The sequence below is a fragment of the Vibrio parahaemolyticus genome, assembly GCF_900460535.1.
GTDB classification, from domain to species: Bacteria; Pseudomonadota; Gammaproteobacteria; order Enterobacterales; family Vibrionaceae; genus Vibrio; species Vibrio parahaemolyticus.
Genome location: NZ_UHIL01000001.1, coordinates 16,928 through 38,007 on the forward strand (window position 1 = coordinate 16,928; position 21,080 = coordinate 38,007).

The window sequence follows — 21,080 nt, forward strand, 5'->3', positions numbered from 1 at the left end:
TGGCACCGAAGTGCCAGCGTTTGGGGATTAGTTGCTTGCTTGAGCAGGCATGTCGTCAGCGTGTAGCTTCATGTACTGAGCTAAGCCGGCTTTTTTGCTGTAGAACATCAAGATAACGAGAGACACGATGAAGGTTGCTGTTAGCGTACCGCCTTCTGCACCAGCAAGGGCAATGAAGCAGAACAAACAAGCTACACCAGAGAACAGCATTACGAAGCCGTTGCGTGTTGTCATACCTTCGAAGCGAATCAAGTTAATGCTTGAGTAGAAGTAAGGCAGCATAGTTAGTAGAACTGCATCAGTCGTTAGTTGGTTGAACAGGTCTGATGCATGTGCTGTTTTAGAGCTGAAGAACATCAGTACAACCATTAATGCTGTCATCTTGATTGACGCAAGGATTAGACCTTTCTTAGGCACACCGTTTTTGTCAGTTTCGCCGTAGATTTTAGGGAAGTTGCCATCGCTTGCTGCACGTTTACCAGCTTCGCCCACCAGCATCATCCAAGAACCTAGCGAAGTAAAACATGCTAGTGCTGTGAATGCTGATACGAATGGTGCTGTCCAGCTACCGAATAGCTCAGTGGTAGCCAATGCAAATGGCGCACCTGATGCCGCAACTTCAGAAGCAGGGAACATGCCGCTGATCATTTGAGTTGATAGGATGTAAATCACACCAGCGATACCAGTACCCAGCATGGTTGCTAGCGGTACAGTACGTTTAGGGTTTTCTACCATACCTGTCGATACTGCTGCTGATTCCACACCAACGAATGACCATAGACAGATAAGAACCGCAGTCACAATCGCATGGCTATCAGTACCCGCAGATACGTTCCAGTTTTGGCTGTATAGCGCAGTGTCGAAGTGCGTCCAACCAAATAGAGCGGTACCAACAACTGGAATTAGGATTAGAACAAGACCAAGCGTACATAGACGGCTTACCCAGCTACCACCAAGTAGGTTGACGAAAGTGAAGATCCATACCGATGCAATCGTCGCAATACCTGCTGGGATTGGGTCATTAAGCACAGGGAAGAATACTGAAAGGTAAGAAACACCTGTAATAGCAATAGCTAGGTTACCAATCCAGTTCGCGTGGTAATAAAGCACGCCCGTTTGGAAACCAAAGACTGGGGAAACTTCGCCCGCATAAGCGATAGGACCACCTTCTTGAGGGTTTTTGGTTGCCAGACGAGCGTAAACAAACGCAAGGCTCAGTGCACCGATCAAACAGATCAGCCAGCTGAAAATTGAAACAGAGCCTACTGAAGCTAGGCTAGAAGGTAACAGTGCAATACCACTGCCCATCATGTTACCGGCGACTACACCCGTACAGGCAATTAGGCCGATTTTTTTCGTATTCGATGACATAACATCTCCAAATCTATTCTACTCAAGTCAACGTGACTCAAACTGAACGGTTATTAGCGAGATGCTATGAAGTAGATACCTGCTCGACCTCGCTAAATTTCGAAGTGAAGACTACGCCCAAAAATCGGGAAAAAAATAAACTTGGCGTTATCAATAAAATGATTAGTTAATCAACATCAAGTTGAGATAAACATGATAAACACAAAAATATAAAACCAAATTATTCATGCAGTTATAAGAAAAACATCAAACCTTCTACCGATAGATAAACTCTCATCAACTCGTTGGTAATCGCAATAAAAGTTATCAACCTCTATCAACTTCCCCATCCTGAAGGGTTAATTCCCTGAACTGTTGATTCCATAAATCTCTCCCTGATCGCGCTTTTTGACCCACATCAATATTCATCTCGCCTGCAAGAAAGCATCAGAATCATTCTCGCCACATAACTCAGCCAGACACTCCATACAATCAATAGAGATAGAGATAGAGATAGAGATAGAGATAGAGATAGAGATAGAGATAGAGATAGAGATAGAGATAGAGATAGAGATAGAGATAGAGATAGAGATAGAGATAGAGATAGAGATAGAGATAGAGATAGAGATAGAGATAGAGATAGAGATAGAGATAGAGATAGAGATAGAGATAGAGATAGAGATAGAGATAGAGATAGAGAAGCAAACCGGATATGTTTTCCCGTTGCAAGCTTGCGTTGTTAACTCCTTCGTACGTCATTGCCCCACCCTTTTCACTTTTCGACAGCGACAAAAAAGCCCCTCACCGAAATGAGGGACTAGTATTTGAGTCCGAGAGAATTAAAGCATTCGAACGACAGAAGGGTGAACAGCGCGATACATGGCGTAATCAATCGCCTTCATGTTACTTGGGAAGACCAAGTTTTCGCACAGCAGGTACGTCTCAACCGACGTATCAATATAAAAAGCTTCGCTGTAAGACTCACTGGCCAAATCCAGATCACCATCCAATTCAGCATGCTTACCACGAATCACATAAGACAGCACTGAATCTCGTAACATCAATGCTTGCCCAAGATGCTGCTTGGCTGAAGCTATGTCACCTGCGATGGTTTCGTGTAGGGCCAAAGCTTCATAAATTCGAGGTTGAATTGGCCCAACCATCATTTTCACGTTGGTTTCCAGCGCATCGCTGAGTTGTTGCACTCGCCCTTTCTTTAGTTCGAGAGACGAATCAAGCACTTTCTGCACGTGGTAAGCAATCAGTAATTCAGCTTGAACATAAGCATTATCTGGCTCGATTTCTAAAATATTTTCCATCAAATCGATGCCTTGGCGAAACTGCTTGGCATCAGAGACATTAAGATAATGGTTAGCTTGAACAAACAATTCCAAGGCATCGGGATTCATGGGCATTCCCGCCACCAGCATCGTAGATTTTAATTTGGCATCCGGCACTTTCAGCACTTGCATCAAGTCCAACGATGCTTGTTGAAGCACGGTCTTTAAATGGCTACTGGTTAACGCGTATTGACGACTAAACAACACCTTTTCAGATGAGTTATTGCGATATTCCACCTCTAAAAAGCTGCCACCGTCATTCTCACGAACTCGTACCACAACGGATTTACCAGGCACAATGCCAGAAGTAAACGACGCCTTCTTTAGCATGACTCGGTAATCACTGACTTGAGCAATGTCAGACATCAACTTTTGGGCAAACCCGTCTGCCAAGTCATAGCTTAACCCTTCGCTCGTGAAGTTATCTTGAAACTTGAATTCGATAAGGTGAGTATCGATGGCTTGGGTAATACGCACTTCCGATTGCTTGTAGGTAAACACGCCCATCACCACGACCAAAACACTGATCCAGATGAAGTTCATCAGTCCCAAGCGCCACGGGCTGATTTTATTTTTTTTCTGAGGGGGCTTTTTCTCTTTCGACATCTCGCAGACCGCACGAGTCAGAGGGCCGGCAGGAAAAGTAACGGCAGGTGCGATAGGCAGAGTCTCTTCTTCTGGTTCTTCAACCAAAGGTGCGTTCTCTTCCTCTTCACTTTGGCGACTTGCGACAAACTCTTCATGCGTCATCGGAGTCACGTTCGCCACCAGCTTGTAGCCACGTTTCGGTACTGTAATGACGTAACTGGTATTTTCTTCCCGACCGTCACGCAGCAATTTACGCAACTCAAAAATGGACTGAGTCACCACTTGATCGGTCACAATCGCCCCAGCCCAAACGTACTGGATCAATTCCTCGCGATTGAACACCTCATTTGCATGCTCAGCTAAGAAGTGCAAAAGATTAATTAAGCGCGGCTCAACAGTAACTTCCCTATCTTGTCGATACAGCTTATTTTCATCAACGCTTAAAACCCAGTCATTGATTTGAAAATAGACTCCAACCATGTATGAAAACTCTCGTATCTACCAGACAGCTATCGCTGTAGGAATGATGGAACTTCACATTCGCACAGTCGACCAAAAGCGAGATTATAGGTGGGAAAACGGCGTGCACCTAGAAAAGCAAGCCGCCAAAAATGCAAACTTAAGTTAAGTGATGCAAAAATGAGACTACTCAAGTGCTGCAAGAATAGAACAATGACTGGCATCATCGTTTGTATGGCCACAGCACGCATCATTAATCTTCTTCAAAGCACGGCGAATTTTCGTCAGTTCGTTAATCTTCTCGTCGATCAGCTCTAACTTGGCAGAAGTAATGGCTTTTACCTCTGCACAACTGTGTTCTGTCGCCTCTAACTTAATTTCTAATAGATCTTTTATCTCATCCAAACTCAACCCTAGCTCTTTCGCTTTTAAGATGAAGCGCACCTGCTTTTGATTCTCTTCATTATAAAGTCGGTAGCCTGATTCGCTTCGCCCTGCGGGTTTTATCAACGCATTTTTCTCATAAAAACGCAGTGTATCTGAAGTCACACCACAGCGTTTTGCCAACTCACCTATCTGAAACATAACTTTCCTTATTAACTATCTCGTTACTTTTAAAGCTAAAGAACGACTTTTTTGCAATTATTTTTGAGATGCCAAACGATTGCGCGAGCTTTTTTGTAATAAATTGGTTAGAATACGCGCCATCAAATGTGGAGACTGTTTTCTAAGCATGAAAACACCTGCAAAGGTCTTTACCAAAACTGGCCAATATTTTACCCCAAGAGGTAAAAACAAGTTCATTTTTGGCAAACATCTTTAACTCCGTGAATTTGAGGAAAATGGAAGCATGAATAACGCTCGTCCTATTCGCCGTGCGCTTATCAGCGTATCAGACAAAACAGGTATTGTTGAGTTTGCACAAGCTCTTGCTGAGCGCGGTGTCGATATCCTATCTACTGGTGGTACAGCACGCCTACTTGCCGAACAAGGCATCGCAGTAACAGAAGTCTCTGACTACACAGGTTTCCCAGAAATGATGGACGGCCGCGTTAAAACGCTTCACCCGAAAGTTCACGGTGGTGTGCTTGGTCGTCGTGGTCAAGATGACGACGTGATGGCAAAACATGGCATCAACCCAATCGACATGGTCGTTGTTAACCTATACCCATTTGCAGAAACCGTTGCAAAAGATGGCTGTACTCTTGCTGACGCAGTAGAGAACATCGATATTGGCGGTCCTACCATGGTTCGCTCAGCAGCGAAGAACCACAAAGACGTAACTATCGTTGTCAACGCTTCAGACTACGACCGCGTAATCGCAGAGATGGACGCAAACGACAAGTCCCTAACTCTAGAAACGCGTTTCGACCTTGCTATCGCAGCATTTGAACACACCGCCGCTTACGATGGCATGATCGCAAACTACTTCGGCACCATGGTTCCATCTTACGGTGAGAACAAAGAAGGTGATGAAGAGAGTAAATTCCCTCGCACCTTTAACCAACAATTCGAGAAGAAACAAGACATGCGCTACGGTGAGAACAGCCACCAAGCTGCCGCATTCTACGTTGAAGCCAACCCACAAGAAGCGTCTGTTTCTACTGCTCGCCAAATCCAAGGTAAAGCCCTTTCTTACAACAACATCGCAGACACGGACGCCGCACTTGAATGCGTGAAAGAGTTTAATGAGCCAGCATGTGTAATCGTAAAACACGCCAACCCATGTGGCGTCGCGCTAGGTAAAGACATCCTAGAAGCATACAACCGCGCTTACCAAACAGACCCAACATCAGCGTTCGGCGGCATCATCGCATTCAACCAAGAGCTAGATGCTGAAACAGCAACCGCTATTGTTGAGCGTCAATTCGTTGAAGTAATCATTGCTCCCTCTGTTTCTGCTGAAGCGATTGAAGTCGTTGCCGCGAAGAAGAACGTACGTCTACTAGAGTGTGGCGAGTGGTCAACGAAGACAACGGGCTTTGACGTGAAACGCGTCAACGGTGGTCTACTGGTTCAAGATCGCGACCAAGGCATGGTAAGACTAGACGACCTTAAAGTGGTTTCTAAGCGTCAACCGACAGAAGAAGAGCTGAAAGATGCGCTGTTCTGCTGGAAAGTAGCGAAATACGTGAAATCTAACGCGATCGTTTACGCGAAAGGCGACATGACTATCGGTGTGGGCGCAGGCCAAATGAGCCGCGTTTACTCAGCGAAAATTGCCGGCATCAAAGCCGCAGACGAAGGCTTAGAAGTTGCCGGTAGCGTAATGGCATCTGACGCTTTCTTCCCATTCCGCGACGGTATCGATGCCGCAGCAGAAGCCGGCATTAAGTGCGTAATTCAGCCAGGTGGCTCTATGCGTGACGACGAAGTTATCGCAGCAGCAGATGAGCACGGCATGGCGATGATCTTCACGGGTATGCGCCACTTCCGCCACTAATTTCCTCATCGTATTTGGCACTGTGGCGTCGTTAACTGCTTTTGCCCACCCCAGTTACGTAGCTGGCTATGTTTCCGGGATGGGCTCAATTGTTGCCTAGCCACATCATCAACTACTTTGAGTAAACAGTATTTATAAGATTAAGGATTTTCATATGCGAGTTTTAATCATTGGTTCAGGCGGTCGTGAACATGCGCTAGGCTGGAAAGCAGCGCAAAACCCAAATGTTGAGACTATTTTCATTGCTCCAGGCAACGCAGGTACGGCACTAGAGCCAAAACTAGAGAACGTAAACATCGATGTAGAAGACATCGCTGGCCTTGTTGCTTTCGCCAAAGAGAAAGCGATTGAACTGACTATCGTTGGCCCAGAAGCACCATTGGTTATTGGTGTGGTTGATGCGTTCCGCGAAGCGGGCTTACCAATCTTTGGCCCTACCCAAGCCGCAGCGCAGCTTGAAGGCTCTAAAGCGTTTACTAAAGACTTCCTTGCTCGTCACCAAATCCCAACCGGTGCTTACGCAAACTTCACAGAAATTGAACCAGCGCTTGCTTACGTGCGTGAGCAAGGTGCACCAATCGTGGTGAAAGCAGACGGTCTTGCTGCTGGTAAAGGCGTAATCGTTGCGATGACGCTAGAAGAAGCAGAAGACGCAATCAAAGACATGCTAGCGGGCAATGCATTTGGCGACGCAGGTAGCCGCGTAGTTATCGAAGAGTTCTTAGATGGTGAAGAAGCAAGCTTCATCGTAATGGTCGATGGTGAAAACGTTCTGCCAATGGCCACCAGCCAAGACCACAAACGTGTTGGTGATAAAGACACGGGCCCGAACACCGGGGGGATGGGCGCTTACTCTCCAGCTCCTGTGGTCACACCCGAAATTCACAATCGCATCATGGAAGAAGTCATTTACCCAACGGTACGTGGCATGGCATCTGAAGGGAACCCATACACAGGTTTCCTATACGCGGGTCTGATGATCGACAAAGATGGCACTCCGAAAGTGATCGAGTACAACTGCCGCTTTGGTGATCCAGAGACACAACCAATCATGATGCGCATGGAATCGGATCTTGTTGATTTGTGCCTAGCGGCAATCGACGAGAAGCTTGATCAAGTGGAATCTAAATGGGATCCGCGCGCATCTATTGGTATCGTGCTAGCAGCCGGTGGCTACCCAGCAGCGTACAACAAAGGTGACGTGATCTCTGGCCTGCCTCAAGTTGAAATTGAAGGCGAGAAAGTCTTCCACGCGGGTACAGACAATCAAGATGGCGACATCGTGACAAATGGTGGTCGCGTATTGTGTGCAACTGCATTGGGCAACAGCGTATCAGAAGCACAACAACGCGCATACGAGCTAGCAAAACAGATCAGTTGGGATGGCATGTTCCATCGTAATGACATCGGCTACCGTGCTATCGCTCGCGAGCAAGAAAAATAATAACAACTTCAGTTGGCTAAAAAGACAAAAGGCGCATTCAGCGCCTTTTTTATTGCTCTGTCGCATCCAGCGTAAAAACGTAGAAGCCTTACTCAGAGATAAACTTTGGTCGTGATACACAATCAAAGTCGTCATCATTGAGCATCAAGAGGCTGTCTACCACCACTTCATTACGAGATTCTTTACCAACAAAGGCAATGTAGCTATCGACCGATGATAAACGGTCGACGACAAATTTCGGCAGGGTTTGGTTGAACTCTAGCGTCGAAAACTCTTTCCCTTTGCAGGTTTCAAATGCTTGACCATTCCAATAGCCTTGTACGAGGTTCTGCCCGTTGCGAGACTGCTCTTTGATGGCAACAACGACATCATTAGCTTCGGCTTTGTATCGATCAAGTTGCTCGCGCTGCAACGGCAAGACTTTGCGATTTACGCGATATTGCTGATAAATCGCTTCACCATCTTTATTAAAGCGGATGTGGATTTGAAAAGGCACCAGTCTTTGCTTGGCATCGATTTGCTCACCTTTTCGAATCAACTCACGCAACTCGCCTTCATCCCAACGGTAATCACTTTTATACCAGCCATGATCACCCATCGTGACGTAATCTGCCGCGGTACTGACTCGAGTTAATCGCTCAGTCATCCAATACAAACTACTGGTGTCACCTGCGGTTTTTCCGCCAGAAAAGTGGGTAAATTGTTCTAGATTAGGCGTTTCAACAGAAGAACAGCCAATAAGAGAAAGGCTAGATAGGAGGAGTGAAGTGAGTAGATGTTTTTTCATGAAATTGCACCGAGGCAGGATACCTCGGTGCATTCTAACTTAGTTTACTGATTCTTTCAGCGCTTTACCTGCTACGAATGCAGGTACGTTAGCTGCTGCGATTTGAATCTCGTCACCAGTCTTAGGGTTGCGACCAGTACGTGCAGCGCGGTGGTTTACTTTGAATGTACCAAAACCAATTAGTTGAACTTGGTCACCCTCTTTAAGTGCACCAGTTACACCTTCAAGAGTCGCTTCAAGAGCAGCTTTAGCTTGTGCTTTTGATAGGTCTGCTTTCTCTGCGATAAAGTCGATTAATTGGGTCTTGTTCATTAGGTTTCCCTTCTCATATGTTATCGAATTCGTCTCACTCTAAAGCATAAATGCCCCATCTGGCAAAGGTTTGTAAGCGATCTTTCGATTTTCTGACGTACTTTTAGCCATAATATGAGTAATAACTCACAATTTGTTACCACATGCGGTCTGAAAGCCCTTGCTTTCCTACGTATTTGGACCAATTAATAAGGCACTTTTGCGGTTATAATCACTGCAAATAACAACTATCAGACTACTTTCAAGGGCAACTATGCTGCTGTTATCCATTTATATCTCTATTGCTATCGGCATTTCGTTTATCTGTTCGGTACTGGAGGCGGTACTACTGAGTATCAGTCCGAGCTACATTGCGCAGCTCAATCAACAGGGGCATCCTGCTGCTGAGCAGCTATCTAAACTCAAGTCCGACATCGACCGCCCATTAGCGTCGATTCTGACTCTAAACACTATTGCTCACACTATCGGTGCAGCAACAGCAGGTGCACAGGCGGCCGTCGTATTCGGCAGCGAAGCACTTGGCATCTTCTCTGCTGTGCTGACACTGGCGATCTTGGTTCTCTCTGAAATCGTACCGAAGACCATCGGTGCAACGTACTGGCGTCAGCTTGCACCAGCAGCGGCGGTATCGCTACGTTGGATGGTATGGGCGCTAACGCCGTTTGTATGGTTTTCAGAGCAAATCACCAAGCGTTTGGCTCGTAACCACGAAGCACCAAAAATGCGTGATGAACTTTCTGCGATGGCGATTTTGGCACGCGAAAGTGGTGAATTTGCAGAAGGCGAATCTAAAATCTTAAGCAACCTGCTAGGGATTCAAGATGTGCCTGTCACACAAGTCATGACACCTCGCCCTGTTGTCTTCCGCGTTGACGCAACGATGACCATCAATGAGTTTCTGGACAAACACAAAGACACACCGTTCTCACGTCCGCTGGTATACAGCGAGCAGAAAGACAACATCATCGGCTTTGTGCATCGTCTAGAACTGTTTAAGATGCAGCAATCCGGCAGTGGTCAGAAACAACTCGGTGCGGTCATGCGTCCAATCCAAGTGGTTCTGAACAATACAGCGCTACCAAAAGTATTCGATCAAATGATGACGCACCGCCTACAACTGGCACTTGTGGTCGACGAATACGGCACCGTGCTTGGCCTTGTGACACTAGAAGACATCTTTGAGCACTTAGTTGGTGAAGAAATCATCGACGAAGCCGACAAGAGCACCGACATGCAAGAACTGGCCTACCAACGCTGGGAAAGCTGGAAAGAAATGCACGGTGTAATCGAAAGCCGCGATGACGACGACGAAGAGTTAGAAAAACAAAACGTTGAGCCAGAAACACAAGAGCCAACAAAACCAGACTCAAAAGAATCGTAACCACGTTTCCAACAAAAAAGGCATCCCACGGGATGCCTTTTTCATATTCGCTTTCGCATTACAGTGCGATGCCGATGTTGCTCACGGCTTCTTCGCGTAGTTCTTCACGCAAGTCTTTGATCAAGTTGATATCACGTTCCGTTGCTTCACGCAGCGGACGGAAGATTGCCCACTGGACATCCCACTCTTCACATACGGCTTCATTTTCTTTTTGATTGTCGTTTGTGATTGGCTCGCTGCCCTGTGCTTGCTCTAAATCAGCAACGGTTTGTACCGACTGTTGGCTCACTTTAAGCATTGAATCGAAAAGGTAGTCGCGATCCAACAGACCATGCAATAGAGTAGACAATGCCTGACACGCATCCATCGCTGGGTATACACCGTAAAAATCATACTCGTCGGCACTTGGGAACAATTCTTCGAGCTTCTCTAGTTGACGCTCGAAATTCACTTTCGCGTTCTTAACGGTCAGAATTTCCCATACACTATCAAGAATCGCTCGGTAAGCACGCGGTTCAGCAAATTCTGTGTTCTCACAAAACATCGCATAGTTTGGATACATGCGTTCACACAGACACGCCATAAAGGTAATTTGTTGCCAAGGTTCTAGTTTTTCTAAACGAACCTGAAGAGGATTCTTAAGCATAGTCACTCAATCATTGAAGAAAAAAACAGCGAAAGTGTACTTGATTCATCACAGGGAAAAAAGTTAATGCAGCATCCAAATCAGATTTTCCTGCTCTCAGAGCATCGCGACACCTACGAAACGTTATTGGCGGAGAAAAATCTGCCCGACCTGAACATTACGGACAAGCCGCAAGAGGCACACATTGTTCTTGCCGATCCTCCTTTACTCTCACAAAGATTAGACGAATTTTCACAACTTGAGTGGGTACAATCTACCTATGCGGGCGTAAATGCGCTCATTACCCCAGAATTTCGCCAAGACTATACGCTGACGAATGTGCGTGGCGTGTTTGGGCCGCTAATCGCAGAGTACGTCCTCGGATATTGCATCAGCCACTATCGTCATTTTATGCACTACCACCAGCAACAACAAAACAAGCAGTGGCAACCGCATTTCTACACATCACTGCAAAGCAAAACCATGGTGATTCTCGGTACGGGTAGCATTGGGAAATGCCTAGCACAAACGGCCCAGGCGATGGGGATTAACACGATTGGTATTAATCGCACAGGAATTCCAACAGCCAATGATGAATTTGCACAAACCTTCCACATCAATGAACTAGCAAATGCTTTAAGAAAGGCAGATATTGTCGTTAATACATTACCGAGTACACCTAATACTCGCGCCTTGCTCAACCGTGAAACACTTCAACATCTCAACCAAGCTTTATTATTCAATGTAGGTAGAGGAGATGTGTTGGATGAAGCCAGCTTGTTGCTCGCCATCAAGAATCGCTGGGTAGAACACGCTTTCTTGGACGTGTTTGAGCAAGAACCATTGCCTCCAGCGCATCCGTTTTGGAAATTACCGCAAGTGACCATCACGCCACACATTGCCGCATTGAGCTTTCCTGAACAGGTGGTCGACATTTTTGCCGACAATTACCGACTTTGGCGCGATGGTTTCTCATTAAACAATCAAGTGGATTTCGAGAAAGGGTATTAAAGATTGATGTCTCTAGAGAATCTACTCCAACAAGTGCGCGCGTGCCAGATCTGCGCTGAGAGTTTACCTCTCGGAGCCAACCCTGTGGTTCAAGCCGGTAAAAACGCACGCATTCTGATTATTGGCCAAGCGCCAGGAACAAAAGTTCACAGCACTTCGATACCTTGGAATGATCCAAGTGGTGACCGACTGCGCCAATGGCTTGATATCGACAAAGACGTGTTCTACGACCCGAATAAAATTGCCATTGTACCAATGGGATTCTGCTATCCGGGTAAAGGTAACTCGGGAGATCTGCCACCGAGAAAAGAGTGCGCTCCTACATGGCACAAAAAGATTCTCGAACAGCTCCCCAATATAGAGTTGACTCTGCTTATTGGTCAGTACTCTCAGCAGTACTACCTCACCAACAAGCCCAAAACTCTCACGCAAACCGTTCAGCAATGGCAAGATTGGGAACCTGAGTTTATTCCTCTACCACACCCTTCCCCACGCAATACGCTGTGGTTAAAGAAGAACCCATGGTTTGAGTCGGAAGTCGTTCCCTATATCCAACAGCGCATTCACTCGATGCTTTGAGTTACCTATGATCTAATTGCTGGTTAATCTGAACAAGAAAATTGAAACACAAACAACATAAACTTAAGTCATTGTTTACAATTGACTTTAATTTTTATTGTACAGCTTAGAGAGTAATTAGATCATGGCAGGCCAAATGCTTACTAAGCTGTACAATTCAAATTTCAGGTAAAAAAATACCGGCACTGACGGCCGGTATTGGATTTCAATAAATAGAGGTTACTTGTGGTAAGGCTTAGATAGCTCATGTACCGCTTCAACAAACACACCCGCGTTTTCTGGCGGCACATCTAGGTGGATGCCATGGCCTAGGTTGAATACGTGACCTGTACCAGCATCACCAAAACCTTCTAGGATACCCGCTACTTCTTCACGGATGCGCTCAGGTGAAGCGTAAAGCATAGATGGATCCATGTTGCCTTGCAGTGCCACTTTATCGCCGATACGCGCTTTCGCATCAGCAATATTGATCGTCCAGTCTAGACCAACCGCATCACAACCCGTTGCTGCGATTTGCTCTAGCCACATGCCGCCATTCTTAGTAAATAGCGTAACAGGTACGCGACGACCGTCATTTTCGCGAATCAGGCCATCCACAATCTTGTGCATGTATTGCAATGAGAACAGGTTGTAATCACGAGGAGTCAGAACGCCACCCCATGTATCAAATACCATAACTGACTGCGCGCCGGCTTTGATTTGTGCATTTAGGTATTCAATCACGCTATCTGCTAGCTTATCCAGTAGAAGATGCAGAGTTTGAGGTTCTGCGTACATCATCTTCTTGATCTTCGTGAAGGCCTTAGAGCTACCACCTTCAACCATGTAAGTCGCAAGCGTCCATGGGCTACCAGAGAAACCAATTAGAGGTACATCACCATTCAAATCTTTGCGGATTTGACGCACGGCATTCATTACGTACTGCAGTTCACCTTCTGGATCTGGCAGACCGATTTTCTCTACGTCGGCTTTGCAAGTAATTGGGTTATCGAAGACCGGACCTTCACCAGCAGCAAAACGCAGACCCAGACCCATTGCATCTGGGATAGTTAGGATGTCAGAGAACAAGATCGCTGCATCAAGAGGAAAACGGCGTAGTGGTTGAAGAGTTACTTCAGACGCCAGCTCCGCATTCTTACACAAAGACATGAAATCGCCCGCTTGAGCACGCGTAGCTTTGTATTCTGGTAAGTAACGACCTGCCTGACGCATCATCCATACTGGCGTGTAATCTACCGGCTCTTTAAGAAGCGCACGCAGATAACGATCATTTTTTAATTCAGTCATTCCGTAGTTCCAATTGTTAGGCTTTCTTTGAAAGGGGGTATTCTATCACTGATTTAAGGCCAATAGCTGTGTGCTTTGCAACCTGGATCAAGTTATTAACTTTTAAATCAATGCTTAATTTGCACACAATCCGCATCAGTGTTAAAAATTTGTTCGCTAGCGAAAACTACAATTATAAACTGAGTACTCGGTACTCAGCATCTCATAACGACATCTTACTTACCCCCTCCCTCTCGGAGGGTTTTTTTTGCCTAAATTTCAATAAATTAAAAAGCCACCTTGCGGTGGCTTTAAGAACGAGCAGTTATGACTGGCAAACTTTTTTCATTAACCCTTTTACATGTCCTTTAGACAAATATGTCGGGCAAAGTGCTTCTCTTACGGTCTGCGACTCAATAATGTAATTTTCAAAGTTTGTTAGTGCGGTGTTAGCACACCTTTGTGTAGCAACCTCTTTCGCCAAAGCGAAGTTGGTATTATTTGGTCTGTCCAAGGTGTAGAGCAACGCATTTGCGACGTTTTCATCCGCACAGTAGTTCTCAGCTTGCTGCACTGCTGCTGCAAAAAAAGGAACCGACAGTGACTTCGAGACATTCTGGAAAACTTTGGCTCCTTCTTCGTAACTCACCTCAGCGCTTGGGGCCAAGGTATTAAGAAGCTGACCATAATTTTCCACACATCCCTCTATCGCATATTGAATACATGGTTGTGCTGCAGGCACCAACTCTTTCGAGAACTGCTGAGTAAAACTCTTAGATTGAGAGAGAAATGGGTAAGATAGGATTAACTGCTGACCCAGACCAATCGCATCATCTTTTGCTCCAGATGCGACATAGTGTTCAAACGCTCCCAACGCCGCATTTTGAACTAGGCTTTCCCACTCGCTATTACGTTGAGATGGACGAATATCTTCCGCATGCGCTAATAGCTCATTCCAATTTTTAGAGCCGTTCAATGCCTTTAAGTCGTCCATGGTGTAACGAGCTTCTTCACCGACCACGGCAAAGCTGACGGACACCATGAATAACGACAATAACGTTTTCTTCATCGTGTTAGTTCCATGCCTGCTTAAGGTACTTCAACGTTGAAGAGTCGTAAGCCGCATTTGGATTCAAGGCAACTTTGAGTACGCTACCACCTTCATCTAACGCGAAACCTGCTTTTTTCGCATTCACTGAATCTTGACCTACGAATTGGATTTTTTGAACTTTTTGAAACTCTTCTTTATACAAAGCTGCGTGCTCAGTTGTCGTGCACAACTTCACCATATCATCATAGATGTAGTTAATAAGGCCACCTAACCAACCTGTGGTTTTTACTTTATCAAGTCGAGCTTCAGAAAAATCATAATTATCCCACTGAGCCCAATCGATATTGGTTTCTAGTACTTCATTACCACAAGCCTGCTGCACCTTGGTTACATTTTCTGTCATGGTATTTTCTGTCAACATGCGCTTCGCTTTTACTTCGATACTTGCATTTGCCGACATGCTTACCATTGTGCACGATACTAATCCTAGCCATAACGCTGATTTCAACTTCATTCGGTATACTCCATTATTTATAAACCCATCAATACAGAACGTCATACCAAGCTAGTCTAGCAACAGTGATGTCTCAAAAATGATTAATTTTTAACCTTTACTTCCTTTACGATCAGCATCTCAGTCTGAAAGAATATCACTAACGGTCTGCTCAATTAGCGCTCTTGCAATAGTGCCTGTTGGTGCCACTGGTGGCATCTCTTTCACACCGAACCATTGCGCATCGGATAACTCCGTATAATCCGGATTGAGCTCACCAGAATCATAATCGGCGAGGAACGCCATCATCATACTGGATGGAAAGGCCCAAGGCTGACTGCCAAAGTAACGAATGTTTTTCACGTGAATGCCCGTCTCTTCATGCACTTCGCGCGCGACACAGTCTTCTAAGGTTTCTCCCGCCTCTAAAAAGCCCGCAATCACGGTGTACATGCCATTTCGATGCCTTGGGTGTTGCGCTAGTAAAATCTGATTTTCTTTACGCACAGCAACGATGATGCATGGGAAAATGCGCGGGTAGTGCAAAGTACGACACTCTCCGCATTGCATGGCAAATTGATTATTATTAAGAAAGTTGCGCCCACCACATTGCGGACAAAAGCGTAAGCTTTGGGTCATGTGCCCATATTGGATAGCCTTGCTCAACAGCATAAATAGCGGTTCAGGGAAATGTAGACAGTCGCGCAATGAAACGAGTGGGAGATCTTGCTCCAAATCTGCAAAATTAATCCACATCACTGGCGAACCAAGATAGTCACCAATTTGCCTCGCATTCTCTTCTGGCAGTGAGAACTGCTCCGCACTACCAAAAGGCACAGCACCATCCACCAGCCAAATTTCACTTCCTGCAACAACACACCAGTGTGCATTTGCCACACGGTTAACATCACCTTTTCTTAACATTACACCATCCCTTTGCTTGAAGTTCGTTCATTTTACTGGCAATCTAATTTCATACTAGAGTTTGTTCTTAACGATATTTGCAACTATAAATTCTAGTAAGGACAAGAGTTTGTAATAACTTTACTAACTTTGCTTTGCAAAGGATACGTTCGCCAACCGGCGATCAGATCATGAGGGCATGGTCATGCTAAAAAAATTCAAACAAACACAAGACCAGTGGGGTGGCTCAAGTGATGTCATTGATCACTGGTTAGAGACGAGACAATCCTTAATTGTCGAATATTGTAAGCTTGCAGCACTGCAACCTTGTTCGAAATCCAACGTTCTAGAACTTCCTTCTCCCTCCGAGCTACAAAACTTCTGCCAACACCTAGTCGATTATATTTCCGAAGGCCACTTCAAAATCTACGATATGGTAATGGATAAGTGGAAAGCCACGGGCTTTGTCGCAACAAACGAAATCAACCAAACTTACGGCAAAATCGTGCTAACCACAGAACCGTTGTTAAACTTCACTGATAAGTATTCAGACGTGACAGAAGATGATGAGTTAGAGGATTTCGACTCCGATATGTCTTTGATCGGAGAGATCATTGAAACGCGCTTTGAAGTAGAAGACCATTTGATCCAGCTTATCGCGGATAGCCTTGCGATGCCTCCTGGTGCATAAATGATAATAGAAAGGAGTGAAAGGGTTGATGACTATATATCAGCCCTTTTTTGTACCTCACAACCGAGTGAAGTGAATAGATACAAAAAAGGCACCCGAAGGTGCCTTTTCTTTTAAGCTCTTAACGATTACTCGTCAGAAGAGAAGCCAGCGTTTAGAAGTGCTGCTAGGTTATCTGTTGCTTGTTCAGCAGATGGACCTTCTTGCGCTTCAGCACGTTTAGCCTGACGCTCTTGGTGGTATGCGAAACCAGTACCAGCTGGGATCAGACGACCAACAATTACGTTCTCTTTCAGACCACGTAGGTCATCACGCTTACCAGAAACCGCAGCTTCTGTTAGTACGCGAGTTGTCTCCTGGAACGATGCCGCAGAGATGAACGACTCAGTCGCTAGAGACGCTTTAGTGATACCTAGAAGTTCACGTTCAAAACGTGCAGGCTCTTTGCCTTCAGCTTCTAGATTACGGTTAGCAATCTTAACTTGTGAGTATTCAACTTGCTCGCCAGGTAGGAACTCAGAGTCACCAGCGTGAGTAATTGTACACTTACGTAGCATTTGACGAACGATAGTCTCGATGTGCTTATCGTTAATCTTAACGCCTTGTAGACGGTAAACTTCTTGTACTTCGTTAGCGATGTACTGAGTTACTGCGTGTACGCCACGTAGACGTAGAATGTCATGTGGAGACTCTGGACCATCAGCGATTACATCACCACGTTCAACGCGCTCACCTTCGAACACGTTAAGCTGACGATGCTTAGGAATCATCTCTTCGTAAACTTCACCGCTATCACGCGTGATAACTAGACGACGCTTACCTTTGGTCTCTTTACCGAAGCTAACTGTACCTGTGTGTTCAGCAAGAATCGCAGGCTCTTTAGGCTTACGAGCTTCGAACAAGTCAGCAACGCGTGGAAGACCACCGGTGATATCTTTGTTACCGCCAGATTTTTGAGGAATACGTGCTAGCGTATCACCCACACCTACTTCTGCGCCGTCTTCAATGTTCACGATCGCTTTACCAGGTAGGAAGTAGTGAGCTGGCATTTCAGTACCAGGGATCATTACGTCGTTACCTTGCTCGTCAACAAGTTTGATAGCTGGACGCATATCTTTACCTGCTGCTGGACGAGCTGCTGCGTCCGTTACTTCGCTTGAAGATAGACCAGTTAGGTCATCTGTTTGACGAGAAACTGTTACGCCATCAATCATATCTACGAACTGGATACGACCAGCTACTTCAGTGATGATTGGCAGTGTGTGCGCTTCCCAGTTCGCTACTGTTTCACCAGCTTCAACTGCGTCGTTGTCGCCTTTGCTTAGTAGCGAGCCGTATGGCAGTTTGTGTTTCTCTTTCGTACGGCCGAACTCATCGATGATAGTTAGTTCAGATGCACGAGAAGTGATAACTAGCTTGCCATCTTTGTTTGTTACGAACTTAGCGTTGTGAAGCTTAACAGAACCGTTGTTCTTCGCTTGGATGCTGTTCTCTGCTGCTGCTGTCGATGCCGCACCACCGATGTGGAACGTACGCATCGTAAGCTGTGTACCCGGTTCACCGATAGACTGAGCAGCGATAACACCTACTGCCTCACCTTGGTTTACTAGGTGACCACGTGCTAGGTCACGACCGTAACACTGTGCACAACAACCGAAGTCAGAATCACACGTTACTACAGAGCGCACTTTCATGCTGTCTACTGAGTTCTCTTCCATGATTTGACACCACTTCTCATCGATCAGGGTGTTACGTGGAATAAGAACATCTTCAGTACCAGGTTTTAGAACGTCTTCAGCAACTACACGACCTAGAGCTAGCTCAGACAGTGCAACTTTAACATCACCACCCTCGATGTGAGGCATCATGTCAACACCCTCGTGAGTGCCACAGTCATGTTCAGTTACAACAACGTCTTGAGCAACGTCTACTAGACGACGAGTTAGGTAACCCGAGTTCGCTGTTTTCAGTGCCGTATCCGCAAGACCCTTACGAGCACCGTGCGTTGAGATAAAGTACTGAAGTACGTTTAGACCTTCTTTAAAGTTCGCTGTGATCGGCGTTTCGATGATTGAACCATCTGGACGCGCCATCAGACCACGCATACCGGCAAGCTGACGAATCTGTGCTGCAGAACCACGAGCGCCCGAGTCCGCCATCATGTAGATGCTGTTGAATGACTCTTGCTGTTCCTCTTCACCTTCACGGTTAACTACCGTTTCAGATGAAAGGTTTTCCATCATTGCTTTCGCAACGCGGTCGTTGGTCGATGCCCAGATATCGATCACTTTGTTGTAGCGTTCGCCTGCAGTAACAAGACCTGATTGGTACTGTTCCTGGATTTCACGTACTTCTTCTTCCGCTTCTGCGATTTCAGTGTACTTAGCTGGCGGTACAACCATATCGTCGATACCAACAGATACGCCAGAAAGTGCCGCGTAAGCGAAACCTGTGTACATGATTTGGTCAGCGAAGATTACAGTGTCTTTCAGACCTAGCTTACGGTACGCCTCGTTTAATAGGTTAGAGATTTGCTTCTTACCTAGTTTTTGGTTAACGATGCTGTACGGTAGACCAGCTGGCACGATTTGCCATAGCATTGCACGACCAACAGTGGTATCTACCATCTTGGTCTCAGTTGTGCTGTTGCCGTCTTCGTCTACAACTGTCTCTGTAATACGTACTTTAACGCGCGCGTGAAGCTCAGCTTGTTTAGTGCGGTATGCTTTCTCAGCCTCTGCTGGGCCAGAAAGGTACATGCCTTCACCTTTCACGTTGATCTTTTCACGAGTCATGTAGTACAGACCCAATACAACGTCCTGAGAAGGTACGATGATCGGATCACCTGACGCTGGCGACAGAATGTTGTTTGTCGACATCATCAGAGTACGAGCTTCAAGCTGTGCCTCTAGAGTTAGAGGTACGTGAACCGCCATTTGGTCACCATCGAAGTCCGCGTTGTACGCCGCACAAACAAGTGGGTGTAGCTGGATCGCTTTGCCTTCGATTAGTACTGGTTCGAACGCCTGGATACCTAGACGGTGAAGTGTAGGTGCACGGTTCAATAGTACTGGGTGTTCGCGGATTACTTCGTCTAGGATATCCCAAACAACCGCTTCTTCACGCTCTACCATTTTCTTCGCAGCTTTGATTGTAGTCGCAAGACCACGAGTCTCTAGCTTGCTGTAGATAAATGGTTTGAATAGCTCAAGTGCCATCTTCTTAGGAAGACCACACTGGTGCAGACGAAGGTATGGACCTACTGTGATTACAGAACGGCCAGAGTAGTCTACACGTTTACCTAGAAGGTTCTGACGGAAACGACCTTGTTTACCCTTGATCATATCAGCAAGAGATTTCAGAGGACGCTTGTTAGAACCAGTGATCGCACGACCACGACGACCGTTATCTAGTAGCGCATCAACAGACTCTTGCAGCATACGTTTTTCGTTACGTACGATGATGTCCGGAGCAGCTAGCTCTAGAAGACGCTTCAAACGGTTGTTACGGTTGATCACACGACGGTATAGGTCGTTCAGATCAGAAGTCGCAAAGCGACCGCCATCTAGTGGTACTAGAGGACGTAGATCTGGCGGAAGTACTGGAAGTACAGTCAGGATCATCCACTCTGGGTTGTTACCCGATGCGATGAACGCTTCTACCAGTTTAAGACGCTTAGTGACTTTCTTACGCTTAGTTTCTGAGTTTGTAGTCTCAAGCTCTTCGCGCATTTGTTCAGCTTCAGCGTGCATATCCATAGAACCTAGTAGGTCCTTGATAGCTTCTGCACCCATCTTAGCTGTGAACTCGTCACCCCACTCTTCTAGACGGTCTAGATACTCTTCTTCAGTTAGCATCTGACCTTTTTCTAGATCAGTCATACCCGGTTCAGTTACTACGTACATTTCGAAGTAAAGAACACGTTCGATATCACGTAGAGGGATATCCATTAGTAGACCGATACGAGACGGTAGCGATTTTAGGAACCAGATGTGAGCTACTGGTGAAGCAAGCTCGATGTGGCCCATACGGTCACGACGAACTTTAGTTTGTGTAACTTCTACACCACACTTCTCACAGATAACACCACGGTGCTTCAGGCGCTTGTATTTGCCACAAAGACATTCGTAGTCTTTAACTGGGCCAAAGATACGCGCACAGAACAAACCATCGCGTTCAGGTTTGAACGTACGATAGTTGATCGTTTCAGGTTTTTTAACTTCACCGAAAGACCATGAACGGATCATGTCTGGTGAAGATAGACCGATTTTGATTGCATCAAATTCTTCGGTCTTATGCTGTGCTTTTAGAAAGTTTAATAAGTCTTTCACAATCAGCTCCTGTAAGGAGTTAAAAG

General features: G+C 45.9%; 18 protein-coding genes. 7 read left to right on the forward strand and 11 right to left on the reverse strand.

Annotation, left to right across the window (positions count from 1 at the left end; all coding sequences use genetic code 11):
* Positions 1-27: 27 nt before the first annotated feature.
* On the reverse strand, positions 28-1,371 hold the full coding sequence (gene cadB / locus DYB02_RS00085) for a cadaverine/lysine antiporter (protein ID WP_005383654.1): 1,344 nt from the start codon (positions 1,369-1,371) through the stop codon (positions 28-30).
* A gap of 387 nt (positions 1,372-1,758) precedes the next feature.
* Between cadB and DYB02_RS00090 the strand changes: the two genes are divergently transcribed.
* A complete protein-coding gene (locus DYB02_RS00090) occupies positions 1,759-2,163 on the forward strand; it encodes a hypothetical protein (protein WP_079757999.1) in 405 nt (134 codons plus the stop codon).
* A gap of 26 nt (positions 2,164-2,189) precedes the next feature.
* Here DYB02_RS00090 and cadC read toward each other — a convergent pair whose 3' ends face one another.
* Together cadC and zntR are read right to left on the reverse strand one after the other, a co-directional pair.
* Positions 2,190-3,758 carry a lysine decarboxylation/transport transcriptional activator CadC gene (cadC, locus tag DYB02_RS00095; RefSeq protein ID WP_029806013.1) on the reverse strand — a complete coding sequence of 523 codons (1,569 nt, stop codon included), beginning with the start codon at positions 3,756-3,758 and terminating at the stop codon, positions 2,190-2,192.
* A 165-nt stretch (positions 3,759-3,923) separates the two neighbouring features.
* Positions 3,924-4,322 (reverse strand): Zn(2+)-responsive transcriptional regulator, encoded by a 399-nt coding sequence (gene zntR, locus DYB02_RS00100; RefSeq protein ID WP_005456436.1) that lies wholly within the window; start codon positions 4,320-4,322, stop codon positions 3,924-3,926.
* 265 nt (positions 4,323-4,587) lie between these two features.
* Between zntR and purH the strand changes: the two genes are divergently transcribed.
* On the forward strand, positions 4,588-6,180 hold the full coding sequence (purH, locus tag DYB02_RS00110) for a bifunctional phosphoribosylaminoimidazolecarboxamide formyltransferase/IMP cyclohydrolase (protein ID WP_029806011.1): 1,593 nt from the start codon (positions 4,588-4,590) through the stop codon (positions 6,178-6,180).
* A 154-nt stretch (positions 6,181-6,334) separates the two neighbouring features.
* Positions 6,335-7,624, forward strand: a complete 1,290-nt coding sequence (gene purD, locus DYB02_RS00120) for a phosphoribosylamine--glycine ligase (protein WP_005456447.1) — start codon at positions 6,335-6,337, stop codon at positions 7,622-7,624.
* 88 nt (positions 7,625-7,712) lie between these two features.
* Here the strand turns inward: purD and DYB02_RS00125 are convergent, their stop codons facing one another.
* Together DYB02_RS00125 and hupA are read right to left on the reverse strand one after the other, a co-directional pair.
* A complete protein-coding gene (locus DYB02_RS00125; protein ID WP_005497586.1) occupies positions 7,713-8,411 on the reverse strand; it encodes a DUF1481 domain-containing protein in 699 nt (232 codons plus the stop codon).
* Positions 8,412-8,450: 39 nt separating this feature from the next.
* Positions 8,451-8,723 carry a nucleoid-associated protein HU-alpha gene (gene hupA, locus DYB02_RS00130; RefSeq protein WP_005433627.1) on the reverse strand — a complete coding sequence of 91 codons (273 nt, stop codon included), beginning with the start codon at positions 8,721-8,723 and terminating at the stop codon, positions 8,451-8,453.
* Positions 8,724-8,976: 253 nt separating this feature from the next.
* On the opposite strand from hupA, the gene DYB02_RS00135 reads away from it, so the two are divergent.
* Positions 8,977-10,104: a CNNM domain-containing protein gene (locus DYB02_RS00135; RefSeq protein ID WP_005456452.1), complete on the forward strand. Its 1,128-nt coding sequence runs from the start codon at positions 8,977-8,979 to the stop codon at positions 10,102-10,104.
* A gap of 58 nt (positions 10,105-10,162) precedes the next feature.
* Here DYB02_RS00135 and DYB02_RS00140 read toward each other — a convergent pair whose 3' ends face one another.
* Complete coding sequence (locus tag DYB02_RS00140; protein ID WP_005456454.1) at positions 10,163-10,750, reverse strand: YjaG family protein; 588 nt, start codon at positions 10,748-10,750, stop codon at positions 10,163-10,165.
* Between the two features lie 66 nt (positions 10,751-10,816).
* Here DYB02_RS00140 and DYB02_RS00145 point away from each other — a divergent pair, with 66 nt between their 5' ends.
* Together DYB02_RS00145 and DYB02_RS00150 are read left to right on the forward strand one after the other, a co-directional pair.
* Entirely contained in the window at positions 10,817-11,740 is a 924-nt protein-coding gene (locus DYB02_RS00145) for a D-2-hydroxyacid dehydrogenase (protein ID WP_021823275.1), read from the forward strand.
* A 6-nt stretch (positions 11,741-11,746) separates the two neighbouring features.
* Positions 11,747-12,319: a uracil-DNA glycosylase family protein gene (locus DYB02_RS00150; protein ID WP_021823411.1), complete on the forward strand. Its 573-nt coding sequence runs from the start codon at positions 11,747-11,749 to the stop codon at positions 12,317-12,319.
* Positions 12,320-12,538: 219 nt separating this feature from the next.
* Here DYB02_RS00150 and hemE read toward each other — a convergent pair whose 3' ends face one another.
* From hemE to nudC, 4 genes are all read right to left on the reverse strand, one after another.
* Positions 12,539-13,606, reverse strand: coding sequence for a uroporphyrinogen decarboxylase (hemE, locus tag DYB02_RS00155; protein ID WP_005497578.1), 1,068 nt, complete (start codon positions 13,604-13,606; stop codon positions 12,539-12,541).
* 304 nt (positions 13,607-13,910) lie between these two features.
* A complete protein-coding gene (locus DYB02_RS00160; RefSeq protein ID WP_021484599.1) occupies positions 13,911-14,654 on the reverse strand; it encodes a hypothetical protein in 744 nt (247 codons plus the stop codon).
* Positions 14,655-14,658: 4 nt separating this feature from the next.
* Entirely contained in the window at positions 14,659-15,150 is a 492-nt protein-coding gene (locus DYB02_RS00165) for a hypothetical protein (RefSeq protein ID WP_015297455.1), read from the reverse strand.
* 120 nt (positions 15,151-15,270) lie between these two features.
* Positions 15,271-16,053: an NAD(+) diphosphatase gene (gene nudC / locus DYB02_RS00170; RefSeq protein WP_017449540.1), complete on the reverse strand. Its 783-nt coding sequence runs from the start codon at positions 16,051-16,053 to the stop codon at positions 15,271-15,273.
* A gap of 178 nt (positions 16,054-16,231) precedes the next feature.
* On the opposite strand from nudC, the gene DYB02_RS00175 reads away from it, so the two are divergent.
* Entirely contained in the window at positions 16,232-16,723 is a 492-nt protein-coding gene (locus DYB02_RS00175) for an Rsd/AlgQ family anti-sigma factor (RefSeq protein WP_005497574.1), read from the forward strand.
* A gap of 128 nt (positions 16,724-16,851) precedes the next feature.
* On the opposite strand, the gene rpoC is transcribed toward DYB02_RS00175, so the two are convergent.
* Positions 16,852-21,054, reverse strand: a complete 4,203-nt coding sequence (gene rpoC, locus DYB02_RS00180; RefSeq protein WP_005456484.1) for a DNA-directed RNA polymerase subunit beta' — start codon at positions 21,052-21,054, stop codon at positions 16,852-16,854.
* Between the last annotated feature and the right edge of the window lie 26 nt (positions 21,055-21,080).

Bases quoted from the DNA above. Each gene is read 5' to 3' on its own strand.
- cadB (WP_005383654.1), bottom strand. From the start codon at position 1,371: ATGTCATCGAATACGAAAAAAATCGGCCTAATTGCCTGTACGGGTGTA.
- cadC (WP_029806013.1), bottom strand. From the start codon at position 3,758: ATGGTTGGAGTCTATTTTCAAATCAATGACTGGGTTTTAAGCGTTGAT.
- zntR (WP_005456436.1), bottom strand. From the start codon at position 4,322: ATGTTTCAGATAGGTGAGTTGGCAAAACGCTGTGGTGTGACTTCAGAT.
- purH (WP_029806011.1), top strand. From the start codon at position 4,588: ATGAATAACGCTCGTCCTATTCGCCGTGCGCTTATCAGCGTATCAGAC.
- purD (WP_005456447.1), top strand. From the start codon at position 6,335: ATGCGAGTTTTAATCATTGGTTCAGGCGGTCGTGAACATGCGCTAGGC.
- DYB02_RS00125 (WP_005497586.1), bottom strand. From the start codon at position 8,411: ATGAAAAAACATCTACTCACTTCACTCCTCCTATCTAGCCTTTCTCTT.
- hupA (WP_005433627.1), bottom strand. From the start codon at position 8,723: ATGAACAAGACCCAATTAATCGACTTTATCGCAGAGAAAGCAGACCTA.
- DYB02_RS00135 (WP_005456452.1), top strand. From the start codon at position 8,977: ATGCTGCTGTTATCCATTTATATCTCTATTGCTATCGGCATTTCGTTT.
- DYB02_RS00140 (WP_005456454.1), bottom strand. From the start codon at position 10,750: ATGCTTAAGAATCCTCTTCAGGTTCGTTTAGAAAAACTAGAACCTTGG.
- DYB02_RS00145 (WP_021823275.1), top strand. From the start codon at position 10,817: ATGCAGCATCCAAATCAGATTTTCCTGCTCTCAGAGCATCGCGACACC.
- DYB02_RS00150 (WP_021823411.1), top strand. From the start codon at position 11,747: ATGTCTCTAGAGAATCTACTCCAACAAGTGCGCGCGTGCCAGATCTGC.
- hemE (WP_005497578.1), bottom strand. From the start codon at position 13,606: ATGACTGAATTAAAAAATGATCGTTATCTGCGTGCGCTTCTTAAAGAG.
- DYB02_RS00160 (WP_021484599.1), bottom strand. From the start codon at position 14,654: ATGAAGAAAACGTTATTGTCGTTATTCATGGTGTCCGTCAGCTTTGCC.
- DYB02_RS00165 (WP_015297455.1), bottom strand. From the start codon at position 15,150: ATGAAGTTGAAATCAGCGTTATGGCTAGGATTAGTATCGTGCACAATG.
- nudC (WP_017449540.1), bottom strand. From the start codon at position 16,053: ATGTTAAGAAAAGGTGATGTTAACCGTGTGGCAAATGCACACTGGTGT.
- DYB02_RS00175 (WP_005497574.1), top strand. From the start codon at position 16,232: ATGGTCATGCTAAAAAAATTCAAACAAACACAAGACCAGTGGGGTGGC.